This window comes from Mesorhizobium helmanticense (assembly GCF_003034915.1).
GTDB lineage: Bacteria > Pseudomonadota > Alphaproteobacteria > Rhizobiales > Rhizobiaceae > Mesorhizobium > Mesorhizobium helmanticense.
Genome location: NZ_PZJX01000018.1, coordinates 162,487 through 175,924 on the forward strand (window position 1 = coordinate 162,487; position 13,438 = coordinate 175,924).

At 63.5% G+C, this 13,438-nt stretch carries 14 protein-coding genes; 11 read left to right on the top strand and 3 right to left on the bottom strand.

Going from position 1 to position 13,438, the window contains the following annotated elements; all coding sequences use genetic code 11:
* The first annotated feature begins 2 nt into the window (after positions 1–2).
* The 8 genes from C9427_RS08435 to C9427_RS08470 all read left to right on the top strand — a co-directional run bounded on the left by C9427_RS08435 (position 3) and on the right by C9427_RS08470 (position 6,170).
* Positions 3–2,372: a xanthine dehydrogenase family protein molybdopterin-binding subunit gene (locus C9427_RS08435; protein ID WP_107648665.1), complete on the top strand. Its 2,370-nt coding sequence runs from the start codon at positions 3–5 to the stop codon at positions 2,370–2,372.
* A gap of 253 nt (positions 2,373–2,625) precedes the next feature.
* Positions 2,626–3,018, top strand: coding sequence for a VOC family protein (locus C9427_RS08440; protein ID WP_107648666.1), 393 nt, complete (start codon positions 2,626–2,628; stop codon positions 3,016–3,018).
* A gap of 21 nt (positions 3,019–3,039) precedes the next feature.
* Positions 3,040–3,363 (top strand): ArsR/SmtB family transcription factor, encoded by a 324-nt coding sequence (locus tag C9427_RS08445; protein WP_107648667.1) that lies wholly within the window; start codon positions 3,040–3,042, stop codon positions 3,361–3,363.
* The gene (locus tag C9427_RS08450) at positions 3,360–3,773 is read left to right on the top strand and encodes an SRPBCC family protein (RefSeq protein WP_107648668.1); all 414 of its coding nucleotides are present in this window, start codon (positions 3,360–3,362) and stop codon (positions 3,771–3,773) included. The genes C9427_RS08445 and C9427_RS08450 overlap by 4 nt, the downstream gene beginning before the upstream one ends.
* A gap of 62 nt (positions 3,774–3,835) precedes the next feature.
* Positions 3,836–4,069, top strand: a complete 234-nt coding sequence (locus C9427_RS08455; RefSeq protein ID WP_425351637.1) for a hypothetical protein — start codon at positions 3,836–3,838, stop codon at positions 4,067–4,069.
* A gap of 38 nt (positions 4,070–4,107) precedes the next feature.
* Complete coding sequence (locus tag C9427_RS08460; RefSeq protein WP_107648669.1) at positions 4,108–4,575, top strand: DUF1801 domain-containing protein; 468 nt, start codon at positions 4,108–4,110, stop codon at positions 4,573–4,575.
* 23 nt (positions 4,576–4,598) lie between these two features.
* Complete coding sequence (locus tag C9427_RS08465) at positions 4,599–5,045, top strand: DUF1801 domain-containing protein (RefSeq protein WP_107648670.1); 447 nt, start codon at positions 4,599–4,601, stop codon at positions 5,043–5,045.
* 222 nt (positions 5,046–5,267) lie between these two features.
* The gene (locus C9427_RS08470) at positions 5,268–6,170 is read left to right on the top strand and encodes a sugar phosphate isomerase/epimerase family protein (protein ID WP_107648671.1); all 903 of its coding nucleotides are present in this window, start codon (positions 5,268–5,270) and stop codon (positions 6,168–6,170) included.
* 6 nt (positions 6,171–6,176) lie between these two features.
* Here the strand turns inward: C9427_RS08470 and C9427_RS08475 are convergent, their stop codons facing one another.
* Entirely contained in the window at positions 6,177–7,046 is an 870-nt protein-coding gene (locus tag C9427_RS08475) for a LysR family transcriptional regulator (RefSeq protein ID WP_245437030.1), read from the bottom strand.
* 165 nt (positions 7,047–7,211) lie between these two features.
* Here C9427_RS08475 and C9427_RS08480 point away from each other — a divergent pair, with 165 nt between their 5' ends.
* The 3 genes from C9427_RS08480 (at position 7,212) to C9427_RS08490 (ending at position 11,095) form a co-directional block, all read left to right on the top strand.
* Entirely contained in the window at positions 7,212–7,601 is a 390-nt protein-coding gene (locus C9427_RS08480) for a carboxymuconolactone decarboxylase family protein (protein WP_097573253.1), read from the top strand.
* A gap of 69 nt (positions 7,602–7,670) precedes the next feature.
* Positions 7,671–8,153, top strand: a complete 483-nt coding sequence (locus C9427_RS08485; protein ID WP_107648754.1) for a nucleoside deaminase — start codon at positions 7,671–7,673, stop codon at positions 8,151–8,153.
* Between the two features lie 263 nt (positions 8,154–8,416).
* Positions 8,417–11,095: an ATP-binding protein gene (locus tag C9427_RS08490; RefSeq protein WP_107648673.1), complete on the top strand. Its 2,679-nt coding sequence runs from the start codon at positions 8,417–8,419 to the stop codon at positions 11,093–11,095.
* A gap of 376 nt (positions 11,096–11,471) precedes the next feature.
* On the opposite strand, the gene C9427_RS08495 is transcribed toward C9427_RS08490, so the two are convergent.
* Entirely contained in the window at positions 11,472–12,404 is a 933-nt protein-coding gene (locus C9427_RS08495; protein ID WP_107648674.1) for a nucleoside hydrolase, read from the bottom strand.
* Positions 12,405–12,415: 11 nt separating this feature from the next.
* Positions 12,416–13,429: a nucleoside hydrolase gene (locus C9427_RS08500; protein WP_107648675.1), complete on the bottom strand. Its 1,014-nt coding sequence runs from the start codon at positions 13,427–13,429 to the stop codon at positions 12,416–12,418.
* Positions 13,430–13,438 lie beyond the last annotated feature (9 nt).

A 13,438-nucleotide genomic window follows, 5' to 3' on the forward strand; every position in this document is an offset into this window, starting at 1 on the left:
AGATGGCGACCGCTGACCCGTCAGGCGTCGTGATGAACCTGCCCCGTCGGGACGCGCGCGACAAGTTGCTCGGCCGCACGCGCTATACCGTCGACCGTATGCCTCCTCGGATGCTCCACGCGGCGGTGCTTCGCTCGGAGGTCGCGTCGGCGCGTATCATAAGGATCGACACCACGCGCGCCAGGCAAATGCCGGGCGTGCGCGCCATAGCCCTTGCCGAAGACGCGCCGGGAATGCATGGGATCGGCATCGCCGACCATCCGCTCTTCGCCTCGGGCGTCATCCGTTTCCACGGCGAGCAGATAGCCGCGGTCGCCGCCGACACCTACGAGCAGGCTCAAGCAGCCGCGCGCGCGATAGAGGTTGAGCTTGAACCTCTCCCTCCCGTACTCACCATGGCCGATGCGCTGGCGCCCGGCGCACCCTTGGTTCACCCGGACTGGAAGAGTTACGAAATCCTGTTCGAAGGCGGTGCGCGCGGCGGCAATGTCGCCTGGGAGGCGACGGTGATCCGGGGAGACACCGACACGGCATTCGCGCGAGACGACGTCGTCATTGTCGAGAGCTGCTTTCGGGTCGGCCGGCAGAACCATGTTTCGCTCGAAGCCCGGGCCGTCATCGCCACCTACGAGGATGGGCGCTATCATATCGAGACGTCCACGCAAGTGCCGTGGACGGTGCGCAACATGACTGCGAAGCTGCTCGGTGTTCCGGCCTCGCAGGTGCATGTCACGGTGCCGCCGGTGGGCGGTGCCTTCGGCCAGAAATTCGACTGCACGCTCGAACCTTACGCCGCGATACTGGCGCGCAAGTCCGGGCAGCCGGTGCGCCTCGTCTATTCCAGGCAGGAGGAGATGCTGACCTGCCTCTGCCGCGAGAACGCCGACATCAAAATACGTTCGGCGGTCACCGAAAAAGGCGAGATCGTCGGCCGTGAAGCTGTTGTGCTGATGGATTGCGGCGCCTATGGCGGCGAGCAGATCTTCCTGACCACGATGACGGCGCACACGCTCGGCGGCAACTACAAGCTCGGATCGATCAAGCTGGCGACACGCGCCATCTATACCAATACCCCACCCAATGGTGCCTTTCGCGCCTGCAATGGCGTCTACAACACCTTCGCATTGGAGCGGCATACCGACGAGATCTGCGAGGCCATCGGCATGGATCCGCTTGAATTCAAGCGACGCAACGTGCTGGGCGACGGCGACCTCGGCGCCACGGGCCAGGTCTTCGAGGGCGACGTGCTCGGATCGATGCTCGACCGCATGGAACGCCTGCGTGAAAAGTCGCCGTCAAAGAAACATCTGGCGGGCGATCGCCTGTACGGCCGCGCCACCGTGGTGGGAACCTGGTTCATCTTCGTCGGCCCCTCGACGGCGACCATCAACCTCAATGCCGACGGCAGCGCGACGCTCATCACCGCCGGCGTGGAACTTGGTCAGGGCACGATGGTGCAGGCATTGCCGCAGATCGTCGCCCACGAGCTCGGCATCCACCCGGATGATATCATCGTCCGCAACGCCGACACGGATGCAGCCGGCTTCGATCTCGGCGTTGGCGGCGGACGCACAACCGTTTCCGTCGGCGCGGCGAGCGTCGCCGCCGCGGCGGACGTGCGCAACAAGATCCTGAATATTGCGAGCGAGTTGCTCCAAACCCGGCCGGAACGGTTGGTACTGCGCAACGGGCGGGTCGAGATCGCCGGGATCGAGGGATCGGGGACGACGATTGCCAAGGTCGTCCAGCGCGCGCACCAGGTTACGGGCCCGGTGGTCGGCAGCGGCTCGTTCACCAATCCCGGCGTTCCGGCAATGCCCGGCTGCGCCGCAGGCCACTTTATCGACGCCATCGATATTCCCGTCTTCAACGTCCATGACTGCGAGGTCGCCGTGGACCCCGAGACCGGCCATGTCGAGATCCTGAGCTACAAGGTGGTGCAGGATGTCGGCCGGGCGCTCAACCCGCGCGCCATCCACGGACAGATCCAGGGTGGGGTTACGCAAGGGCTGGGCTACGCGCTGCATGAGGAACATACGATCGGCGAGGATGGCTGCATCAGGCAGGACAGCCTTGAGACCTACCGAGTGCCGCTGGCGCTCGACACCGTGCCTGTCGAGATCGATCTCTATGAAGGCGCGCCGTCCATTGGGCCGTTGGGCGCGAAAGGCGCCGGCGAAGTACCGATCATGAATCCCCCTGCCGCGGTCGCCTGTGCCGTGGCGCGCGCGACGGGGTGTCGGGTGCAGCAAACGCCGCTCACGCCACCGCGCGTGCTGGCGCATTTGCTAGGCAGGGAGCCTGCTGTCGAATTGCCTCACATCGCCGACAATTGGTGGGACAATGTGCTGACGAAGCCCAAGACCCAGTGATTGGCGATACTTCGGCATCAACTGCATCGGCAGGCGATTTCGAAGCCGTGCACGAATAAGTGCCATCGCGTTGCCTGCCGAACCTGGCGGTGCGCCCCCACAGGGCCGGTGGCTCCTGTAACGAAGACACAACCCACCTTCCTGCTTGACGAACGCATATCCCAATGGTTATACGTCAATCAATAGCCGCTTGGTTATTGATTATGAAATGGCGCAGCGCGCGCCGCGAACGTGACTGACGGAGAACGTGCAAATGAAGCTCAAATTGACCAGCGTGTACGTGGACAACCAGGAGAAGGCCCTGCGCCTCTACACCGAGGTGCTCGGCCTTGCCAAGAAGGCCGATTTCAGCAACGGGCCGTATCGCTGGCTGACCGTGACTTCGCCCGACGAGCCGGAGGGAACCGAGCTGCAACTCGCGCTCAACGACAACCCTGCGGCCAAGGCCTACCAGCAAGCCATATTCCAGCAGGGCCAGCCCGCGGTCATGTTCTTCACCGACGACGTCAAGGGCGACTACGAGCGCATCAAGGCGCGCGGCGCCGAGTTCACCATGCCGCCGACCGAGGTGACCGGCTCGACCATCGCCCAGCTGAACGACACTTGCGGCAACCTTGTTCAAATCACCCAGCTGGCGCGCTGGTAAGGCGAGGACCATCGATCCCAAATGACGAACGCTCACGATGTACTCTTCAGGACGCTCGCCGACCCGACGCGGCGGGCGATCTTCGAACGGCTGTGCCGCCAGGGAGAGCAGACCGTGGGCGCCCTGACTGCTCAGGCCGGGATCTCGCAACCGGCCGTCTCGAAGCATCTCGGCCTTCTGAGGCAGGCCGGGCTGGTGCGCGATCGCCACGAAGGACGACAGACCCATTATAGCGCGCAACTCGGCGCGCTTGCCCCCTTGATGGACTGGACAAGCGAGATGGCCGGGTTTTGGGAGGCCCGGTTCGACCACCTCGAAGACTTATTGAAAAGGATGGACCAATGAATGAAACAACGACCGAAACGCGTTCCGTCGTTGTCGAGCGTGAAATCCCTTATCCGCCGGAAAAGATCTGGCGCGCGCTCACGCAATCACACCTGATCGAGGAGTGGTTGATGATGAAGAACGATTTCAAGCCGGACGAGGGCCGCCGTTTCAATCTTAGCGCGGACTGGGGCGGCGTGGACTGTCAGGTCCAGGCAGTCGAGCCGGCCAAAACTCTGTCCTACACCTGGGACACCAAGGACCTCAGGAGTGTCATCACATGGACGCTCACCCCGACGAGCACGGGAACCCATCTGCGCATGGAGCAGTCGGGCTTCCGGGCGGACCAGCGGCCCTATTACCAGGGCGCAACGGTCGGCTGGCGGAAGTTCTTTGGCAACCTGGAACAGGTCTTGGCGCGGTTGGATTGAAGTCCGCCAGGTTACAAACAGGGCCGGTCGCCGGGGGCACGTCGGTTCGTCTTCAGAAGGAGATGCAATTGAATCGGAACAACTGGGTCAGGCAGATCCACCGCTGGCTGTCGATTGCCTTTACGGTGACCGTCATCGCCAACTTCGTCGCCATGGGACTGGGAGAACCTCCTCTCTGGGTGGTCTACTCGCCGTTGCTGCCGCTCGCCTTGCTGCTGTTTACCGGCCTGTACATGTTCGTGCTGCCCTATGCCAGCAAGTGGCGCAGCGGGCGAGGCGCCGGCGTACTGGAGTGAACAGCGTGCTGGAATGAACAGCGTACTGGAGTAACAAAATGGCCAAGACGTCCAAGAAGCCGACCAAGATCGCAAAGGAGACCGCCGCCCAGCCGGCCGCTGGCAAGCCCGCCCTCCTCTCGGGCGGCAACCCCCAGATCGCGAAGGCTTATGGAGATACCCCCGTGCAGGCCTATATCGCGGCCATGCCGGGCTGGAAAAGCGACGTCGGCCGCCGGCTCGATGCGCTCATCACGCGCACTGTCCCCGGCGTGTACAAGGCCGTCAAATGGAACTCGCCCTTCTATGGCATCGAGGGCCAAGGCTGGTTCCTCGGCATCCATTGCTTCACCAGATACGTCAAAGTGGCTTTCTTCCGCGGTACGTCGCTGCAGCCTGTTCCGCCCGGCCAGTCCAAGCAGAAGGAAGTGCGCTATCTCGACATCCATGAGGACGACCAGCTCGACGAAGCCCAGTTCGCCGCCTGGGTGAAGCAAGCCAGCCAATTGCCCGGCGAACGGATGTGAGCCGAGGGCAAGCGACAGCAACCATGAAGACAGCGAGAACGGCCATGAAGAACAGCGGCTCGACGGAAGGAGAAGCCTCTCCCTCCCAGTTGATAGATGCGAGAATCAGGGAACTGGGTGATTGGCGGGGCGAGACGCTCGCCCAGGTTCGACATCTCATCAAGCAGGCCGATCCAGAAGCGGTCGAGGAGTGGAAGTGGAGAGGGGTTCCGGTGTGGTCGCATGCCGGAACCATCTGCACCGGCGAGACCTACAAGAATGTCGTGAAGATGACCTTCGCCAAGGGCGCTTCTCTGGAGGATCCGTCTGGCCTCTTCAACTCCAGCCTCGAAGGCAACACCAGGCGCGCCATCGATATTCATGAGGGCGACACGATCGATGAAGAGGCGTTGAAGGCGCTCATCCGCGCCGCCGTGGCACTGAACATGTCGGCGCGAACCCGCCCCGCCAGTTCCCGGAAGACGCCATAGAGCGCTTGATGAGCCTCTCCGGTTCTTGAAGCGGCTCCTTCGCCTGCTGATCGGCGCATGCTCGGCGTCTGCGGTCGCGCACAGCAAGCGCGTGTCGGGAAGGAAATTTGTTGCATCTTGCAATCAAATTTCTTTCCACATGTCAAATTTCTTTCCATATGGTTCATACTTGCGTCCTGACGGGCAACGGGCCTGGAATTCTGCAACCAACGGAGCACCTTCGTGACCAAAACAATTGCCTCAAATCCACTGGGTGTTCATGCTCTGGTGTGGGTTGGCGACACGTCGCGCCAGTCGATCGAAACCGCCGTCGCCCGCACCTCGGAGTCGGGCTTCGATCTTCTCGAACTGTCGCTGCACGATCTCGACCGGCTGGACGTCGCTCATGCCAAAACCTTGCTGCACGATGCAGGTCTCCAGGTTGCCTGCTCGCGCGGCCTCGCCTTTGATGCGGACGTGTCCAACGAGGACACAGCGGTGGTGGAACGCGGCGCGCAATTGCTCAAGGCATCGCTCGATGCGACGGCGGGTCTCGGCGGCCGCGTGCTCACCGGCGCGCTCTACAGCGCCCTCGGCAAATACGGCTATCCGGTAAGCGCCCGCGGTCGCGCCAATGCTGTCTCCGTGCTCCGCGATCTTGCCAGGGCTGCCTCGGCAGTCGATGTCTTGCTTGGCCTGGAGGTCTGCAACCGCTACGAGACAAACGTTGTCAATACGGCAAGGCAGGCGCTCGAATTGGCCGACGACATCGGCGCCGACAACATCATGATCCACCTCGACACCTATCACATGAACATCGAGGAGGACGACCTGGTGCGCCCGTTGCATCTGGTCGGCGACCGACTCGGCTATGTGCATATCGGCGAGAACCATCGCGGTCTGCTGGGCTCCGGCCATATCGACTTCACCGGCTTCTTCCATGCGCTCGACGACATTGGCTACCACGGGCCGATAACGTTCGAATCCTTCTCGTCGGCGGTGGTGGCGCCAGGGCTGTCGCACGATCTGGCGATCTGGCGGGATCTGTGGACCGACGGCGGCGCGATCGCCTTGCATGCCCGCCAGTTCGCGGCATCACAGATCGAAGCGGCGAAGGCGAGGCCAAGTTCCGGCAAGCGACGCTAGACGGCCTCAGCGCCGCCCGTACCGGCTGACGACGAAATCGACGAACGAGCGGATTTTTGGCGGCGGATGCCGGTCCGGCAGCGTCAGGACATGCATCGGCTTTGGCAAGGGCAGGAAGTCCGGCAGCAGCGGGATCAGGCGGCCGGCCCGGACGTCGTCGTCAAGCAGTATCTCGGGCTGCATGATGATGCCGAGCCCGCTCAAGGCCGCCATGCGCAGCGCTTCTCCATTGTTGACCGTCAGGGCGAGGGAGACGGGGACACTGATCTCGCCCTGCGGCCCTTGCAGCCGCCACTCGCGGCTGGCAACGGGATGGGCAAAGCCCATGCAGACATGCCCGGAAAGGTCGTCGGGGCGCTGTGGAACCCCGCGGCGATCCAGATAGGCGGGCGCGGCGCAAACTATGGAACGATAGGGCAGCAACGGCCGGGCGATCATGGTGGAATCGGCCAGGTCGCCGATCCGCACCATGATCTCGAAACCTTCCTCGACCATGTCGATCGGCCGGTCGCTCAAGACGAGGTCGATGGCCACCTCTGGATTTGACGACAGATAGTCCGCGCAGGCCGGCGCCAGTGCATGAACGCCGAATGAGACCGGCGTCATCACCCGCAAACGGCCGCGCGGAACAGACTGAAGGCGGGCAGCGCTGGACTCGGCATCGGCCACGTCGCCGAGGATCTGCTTGCAACGCTCGTAGTAGAGCTTGCCGACGTCGGTGAGGCTCTGCCGGCGTGTGGTCCGGTTGAGAAGACGTGCGCCAAGCCGCTCCTCAAGCGAGCGCACATGCATGCCGACCATCGTCCCCGTCAGCCGGAAATCCTCGGCTGCGGCCGAAAAGCTGCCGCGTTCCACGGCTCGAACGAAAATGGCCATGCTCTGCAGGCGATCCAAGATTGCCAAGCCTTACTTCGGAAAGATCGAAACACTGGCCTGTTTATCAGATCATACTTCCATATCACAACACACGGATCGGAAGTGCCGCTCAACTGATGACGACGCTCACACCGCAACCGAACTCAGCTTCTAGGAGAAACTGCAATGATCTCAAATCCCGAACTTCGCCGGCGCGGTCTGGCCCATTTCGAACGACTTTTCGGCGCCGGAGCCGGAGAGGCCCTTGTCCAGGACATGGAAGGGCTCTGCCCCGACTTCACCGACATGTCGATCGAATGGGCCGTCGGCGGCATCACCACCCGTCCGGGTCTCGATATCGTCACCCGGGAACTCGTCGTGATCGCCTCCTGCGTGACGCTCGGGCACACCGTCACGCAGTTGCGGGCGCACACGCAAGCCGCGCTCAGCGCGGGCGCAACACGCGAACAGATCATCGAGACAATCTTGCAGCTTACCTTCTACGCCGGAGGCGCCGCGGTGCGGAATGCGCTTGTCAACGTCAAGGACATCCTGAACGGCACGGCGCCATCCTGAATCTTGTCATTGGCCATCCGATCACGCAGCTTGTGCGCTGCGAACAGGGAGAACCAATCGATGGCCACCATGCCTGTTGATCACGAATATTTTCTTCGCCAGGCCTTCAAGGTCGCGATCCGGGCTCAGGAAACCGGCAATCATCCTTTCGGAGCGATCCTGGTCGGACCGGACGGCAGCGTGCTGATGGAGCAGGAGAACGCTTTCAATCCGACCCGCGACATGACCGGCCATGCCGAGCGCGTGCTGATGACCCGGGCCTCGCAGGGCTACGAGCCTGCTTTCCTGCGCCAATGCACCATGTACACGTCAGCCGAACCCTGTGCGATGTGCGCGGGCGCTGCCTATTGGGCTGGCATCGGCCGGGTCGTCTATGGGCTCGGCGAAAGTGAGCTGAAGGCGATCACCGGCAATCATCCGGAAAATCCGACCCTCGATTTGCCCTGCCGGGTGGTCTTCGAAGCTGGTCAGCGTATCGTCGAGGTCATCGGGCTGATGCTGGTCGAAGAGGCCGCGAAATTGCACGAGGGTGTCTGGCAGGGTCCAGTTTAATCCCGGAGCAGGTCGAACATCAGTTCGAAGAAATGGTCCGCTCGCTTGCCATACGCGCATGGCGAGGAGAGCCTCTTAGCTCCCATCCAGTTTGGTCTAAAACTGACGGGATATTCCTCGACGCCGGTACCAGTGTCGGAGTGCGGTTGGCGGTCAGTGATATGCATGATGCGATCGCTAGTCCGATCACCCTAGGTGAAATGACGTTGTTGCACTCAAGGCTTACTGCTGTACCTTCAAAGGTTGTGGAGGTGTGAGCTCTTATGCTGCTTGAGCGAGAGGGGCCGCTTGGAACGTTGCTGGCCCAGGTCGAGAGAGCCGCGGCCGGCCACGGCGGGACTGTGCTGGTGGACGGCGAGGCGGGCGTTGGCAAGACGTCGCTCCTGCGCGAATTCGCGCAGGAGGCCGACGGGAATTGCCGCGTGCTGTGGGGCTGGTGCGAGGCGCTCTTTACACCACGCCCGCTCGGTCCTCTTCAGGACATGGCGCATCTGCTGGACCCTCGCGTGGCGGCGCTGCTCGAGGAGACCGCGGCGCCGGAGCGGCTTTTCCCGGCGTTGTTGAGCGCGCTTCAGCACACCAAGGGCACGACCGTGCTTATCTTCGAGGATATGCATTGGGCTGACAATGCGACACTTGACCTGGTAAGATATCTCGGTCGCCGCGTCTCCCTGCTCCGCACGATGCTGGTGCTCAGCATGCGCAGGGACGAGATGAGTGCCGATCATCCTCTGACCCACGTGCTCGGCGACCTTCCGTCGGCCTCGGTGCGCCGGCTGACGCTAGAACCGTTGTCTTCCCAGGCAGTGACGGTGCTGGCCGAGCAGGCCGGCCGCTCCGCCGACGAGCTCTATCGTATTACCGAGGGCAATCCCTTCTTCGTCACCGAGCTTCTGTCCAGCAGTGAGGCAGAACCGGGGCGCGTGCCCGATTCCATACGCGACGCGGTCTGGGCGCGCCTGTCACGCCTGACGCCCGGAGAGCGCGAGGTGCTGGAGGTCATGAGCATCATGCCGGGCAGCGTTGAGCCATGGCTGATCCGCTCACTTCTCGGGCATGAGACAGAAGCTCTCGTGGACCGGTGCGTCGGGCGTGGATTGCTGCGGCGCGACGATCAGGGCGCGCTGACGTTTCGCCATGAGCTTGCCAGGGAGGCCACCCTCGACCGCCTCGCTCCGTCTCTGCAACGGTCGCTTCATGCGAAAGTCGAAGCAGTACTCTCCGAGCTTCCGGCGGCGCAGGCAAGCGCCGTGCTTTGGCGACGGGTGCACCATGCCGGGGGGGCCGACAACGGCGAACGCGTCCTGGAGCTTGCGCCACAGGCCGCCCGGCAGGCCGCGCGTCTGGGCGCGCATCGAGAGGCGGCTTCACATCTGGCGACAGCACTCAGATACGTTTCAGAGGCGCCGTCGGCGCAGGCGGCCCAGCTTTGGGAAGACTGGGCCTATGAGGCGGGCCTGTCACAGTTCGTCTATGACGAAATCATCGAGGCACGGCATCGCGCCATTGCGATCTGGCGAGAGCTTGGGCGCATCGACAAGGTCGGCGCCAATCTGCGCTGGCTGTCGCGTCTCCACTGGCGCCGAGGAGAGGGGCAGGAGGCTGAAGACCACGCGGATCAGGCGGTGCGTGAAGTGGAGAATCTGCCGCCTGGGCCGGAACTGGCGATGGCCTACAGCACGCGCTCGCAGCTCCACATGCTGCATTATCGCTTTGACGAAGCAATCGATTGGGGCTCGCGCGCGATCGCGCTGGCCGATCAATTGGGCGAAGTCGAAACACGCGTCCACGCTTTGAACAATGTCGGCACCTCTCTCCTGTTCGCAGACCGTCCAGGCGGTCGCGAACGGCTGGAGGAAAGCCTCGCGCTGGCACTCGAACACGGGTTTCACGACCACGCGTCGCGAGCCTATACGAACTTCGCCGAAGGCGCTGTGGTGTCCAAGGACTTCGCCTTGGCCGAACGGCTGCTTGCGGAAGGGATTGCGTATTGCGCCAGGCACGACCTCGATTCGGCGGCGCAATACCTGCTCGGCCGGCAAGCACAGCTTCGTACCGAGCAGGGCCGCTTTCGCGAGGCCGAGACGATTGCCCAGGGCGTCATGAATCTGGAACGCCTGCCGATGGTGATGCACCTGCCGGCTCTGACGGAACTCGGCAGGGCTCGGGTTCGGCTGGGTGAGCCCGGTGGCGCGGCCCTGCTGGAGCAGGCCCTCCAGGAGGGTCTGTCGACCGGCGAGGCTCAACGCATCATACCGGTTCGCCTGGCGCTGGCCGAGGCCGCCTGGCTTGCCGAGGAGCCCGGCGCCGGCCACGAGCAGCTGACGGCCCTCGCCGAAATGGACCTCGACAATTTCCGTCCCTGGGATATCGGCGAACTGGCAGTCTGGTGGCAGCGCTGTGGAATGGCGGGATCGCTGTCGGTGCCGGCCGCCCGCATTCCCTTGCCGCGAGCATTGGAACTTCGTGGCGATCCGATGGCGGCGTCGGCCGAATGGTCCCGCGTGGGCCTTCCCTATGAGTCGGCGCTCGCTCTCATGCAGGTCCGCGCAAGCGATGCAGGCGCGGCGCTGGGTCGCGCGGTGACGACATTGGAGGGCCTCGAAGCGCGCCCAGCGGCAGTGCTGGCGCGAAAGCTGGCGCAGCGCATCGGAGCAGCCGGTCAACTGCCGAAGCAGCGCCGTGGGCCGTACACCGTGGCCAGGCAGCATCCGCTAGGCCTGACGAGGCAAGAACAACAGGTGCTCACAATGATTGCCCAAGGTTTGGGCAACAAGGAGGCGGCACGGCGCCTGTCGCGCTCACCGCGGACGATCGAGCACCAGGTTTCGGCCGTGCTCGGCAAATTCAGCGCGGCAAACCGGATGGAAATTCTGCTCCGCCTTCGCGGCGAGCCCTGGCTTTTGCCGCCGGCAGACGCCCTGCAAGCTCGCGAAAGCTAGGGCATCGGACCCAAAAGTGCGAAGCGGTTTTGGGAAAATCCGATGCTCAAACAAAGAGATAGAACGGCGGTACGATTCAACTTGGGAATCCGCCGCTCTAGACAAGTTCGCGAAAACTGGGGAACCGGCCGCCCAAAAATGGGTGATGGCACCGATTTGCGGGCCTGCCGGCACGCATAGAGTTGGTCTTGCAGCGTGGAAGATCCCCCAAGATCCATCCACGCCTTCCTGATCCGAAGGAACAGGGGCACTGGGGTGAGGCACAGGAAGCCGCTGACGGCGCCGAAATCGCGCGCCGTCGGCGGATGTGCGCACCTTCAAGCCGGTAGCGTCGCCCCTTAGCGATCCACGCGATGATCAGGAGGTGCCGTGTCGCCTAATCCCGCAGCAGGTCGAACATCAGTTTGAAGAAACGGTCCGCATCGACCTCATGCGCGATGCGGGCATTTTCCTTTTCGCCCCGCTCGCCCCAGAAATCGGCGACGGTCGCGCCGAATGCGTAGCTGCCGGACAGGTCGACGCCGATATGGGCGGGACGCGTGCGCACCAGCGTCGGATCGATCGCCAGCGCCAGCACAAGCGGATCGTGCATGGCACCGCCGACGCCCATCGAGTTGCGGTGCAGCTTCTCGTAGAACAGCAGCCAGTCGTTGACGAGCCGGCCGAGCGGCGTGTCGATGGTCGCCAGTTCGGCATATTGCGGCGCCTCGATCAGCACCTGCATGGTGACATCGAGGCCGACCATCAGGATCGGCACGCCGCTGTCGAGCACGATCTTCAGCGCTTCCGGGTCGCAGAAGGCATTGAACTCGGTCGGCGTGATGATCTCGCTCCTGCGGTAGAACACGCCGCCCATCCAGATCAATTCCTTGATCTTGGGCAGCACGTCGCGATGCTTGAGGACCAAAAGGCCGATATTGGTCAGCGGGCCGGTGGCGACCACCAGGATTGGCTCGGGCGCGGCGCGCAGCGCATCGGCGAGGAAATCGACCGCATGCTGCTTGACCGGCTTGATCGTCGCCTGCGGCAGATAGGGCGAGCCTTCGAGACCGCTCGGTCCGTCGGCGGTGCCGAGCACCAGGGGCCGCGCCAGCGGGCGGTGGCAGCCCTGCGCTACCGGCACGTCGCCGGCGCCGATGAATTCGAGGATGCGCAGCGTGTTGGCCGTCGTCTTCTCGACCTCGGCGTTGCCGCAGGTCGTGGTGACGCCAAGCAGCTTGATGGCCGGCGAGCGATGCGCCATGACCAGCGCAATGGCATCGTCGTGGCCGGGATCACAATCGAACAGGATGGGAGTTGCAATGGTCATCGTTTCGTTTCTCAGGCCGCCCGCTCGTATTGCGCGATAGTCTGCTTGAACATGTTGAGGAAGCGCCGGCCGTCGAGGTCGGTGCAGATGCGCGTGGTCTTCGGCCCGCCACCAGGCAGCAATTGCCGGCCGCGATGGGCGACGGTCTGCCCGCGCGCGATACGCCCGTCCAGCACGACATCGACGAACAGCGGCTCGCTCATGGTGGCAAGGCCAGGATCGAACGCCAGCGCCACGGTGATCACATCGTCCATCGGGAAGCCGACCAGATCGAAGAACTCGCGCCAGATGTCGATGTAGATCGGAAAGCTGTCGGCGATCATGTCGAAGACGGGATTGTCCTTGGCGAGCGCCTGCATGTCGGCGATGTCGTCGCGCGTCAGCATCGATGCGGCGACGCGGTTGTCCTCGCAGATGTCGAGCGGCACGAGGATCTTGTCGACATCGGCGTTCAGCACGATGCGCGAGGCCTCGGGGTCGGCCCAGATGTTGTACTCCGACAGTGGTGTGATGTTGCCCGGCGTCTGGAAATTGCCGCCGAGCACCAGCAGGCGCTTGAGCGCGGCCGTCAGCCGGGGCTCCTGCAACAGCGCCATTGCCGCGTTGGTCAGCGGCCCCGTCGTCACCAGCGTGATCTCGCCGGGATTGGCCATCACCGTGTCGATGATGAAGTCGACGGCGTGCCCTGGCGTTGCCTGACGCGACGGGGCAGGTGCGGGCGGATTGAATTTCTTCAGGCGGTCGCCGAAGCGGGCGACAAGCCGCTTCTCGAAATGGACCGGCGCCTCCATATCTGCCTTGGCATTGCCGACGATCGGCCGCCAGGCGCCGGCATAAACCGCGATGTCGTCGCGTCCGGCAAGCGCCAGCGTGTTGAGGACAACGTTGGTGACCTGCTCGATCGGGCCGGCCGCACCGGTCACGGTGGTCACGCCCTCAAGCTTCAGGTTTGGATTCGCCGCGGCAAACAGCACGGCGAGTATGTCGTCGCCGGCAGAATCCACGTCGAGGATTATGCGTTCCATTGAAAGTTC

What these genes read in the sequence shown, in the direction of transcription:
- C9427_RS08435 (WP_107648665.1), top strand. Translation starts at nt 3, where the DNA reads ATGGCGACCGCTGACCCGTCAGGCGTCGTGATGAACCTGCCCCGTCGG.
- C9427_RS08440 (WP_107648666.1), top strand. Translation starts at nt 2,626, where the DNA reads ATGAAGCTCAAATTGACCAGCGTGTACGTGGACAACCAGGAGAAGGCC.
- C9427_RS08445 (WP_107648667.1), top strand. Translation starts at nt 3,040, where the DNA reads ATGACGAACGCTCACGATGTACTCTTCAGGACGCTCGCCGACCCGACG.
- C9427_RS08450 (WP_107648668.1), top strand. Translation starts at nt 3,360, where the DNA reads ATGAATGAAACAACGACCGAAACGCGTTCCGTCGTTGTCGAGCGTGAA.
- C9427_RS08455 (WP_425351637.1), top strand. Translation starts at nt 3,836, where the DNA reads ATGCAATTGAATCGGAACAACTGGGTCAGGCAGATCCACCGCTGGCTG.
- C9427_RS08460 (WP_107648669.1), top strand. Translation starts at nt 4,108, where the DNA reads ATGGCCAAGACGTCCAAGAAGCCGACCAAGATCGCAAAGGAGACCGCC.
- C9427_RS08465 (WP_107648670.1), top strand. Translation starts at nt 4,599, where the DNA reads ATGAAGACAGCGAGAACGGCCATGAAGAACAGCGGCTCGACGGAAGGA.
- C9427_RS08475 (WP_245437030.1), bottom strand. Translation starts at nt 7,046, where the DNA reads ATGGCCATTTTCGTTCGAGCCGTGGAACGCGGCAGCTTTTCGGCCGCA.
- C9427_RS08480 (WP_097573253.1), top strand. Translation starts at nt 7,212, where the DNA reads ATGATCTCAAATCCCGAACTTCGCCGGCGCGGTCTGGCCCATTTCGAA.
- C9427_RS08485 (WP_107648754.1), top strand. Translation starts at nt 7,671, where the DNA reads ATGCCTGTTGATCACGAATATTTTCTTCGCCAGGCCTTCAAGGTCGCG.
- C9427_RS08490 (WP_107648673.1), top strand. Translation starts at nt 8,417, where the DNA reads ATGCTGCTTGAGCGAGAGGGGCCGCTTGGAACGTTGCTGGCCCAGGTC.
- C9427_RS08495 (WP_107648674.1), bottom strand. Translation starts at nt 12,404, where the DNA reads ATGACCATTGCAACTCCCATCCTGTTCGATTGTGATCCCGGCCACGAC.
- C9427_RS08500 (WP_107648675.1), bottom strand. Translation starts at nt 13,429, where the DNA reads ATGGAACGCATAATCCTCGACGTGGATTCTGCCGGCGACGACATACTC.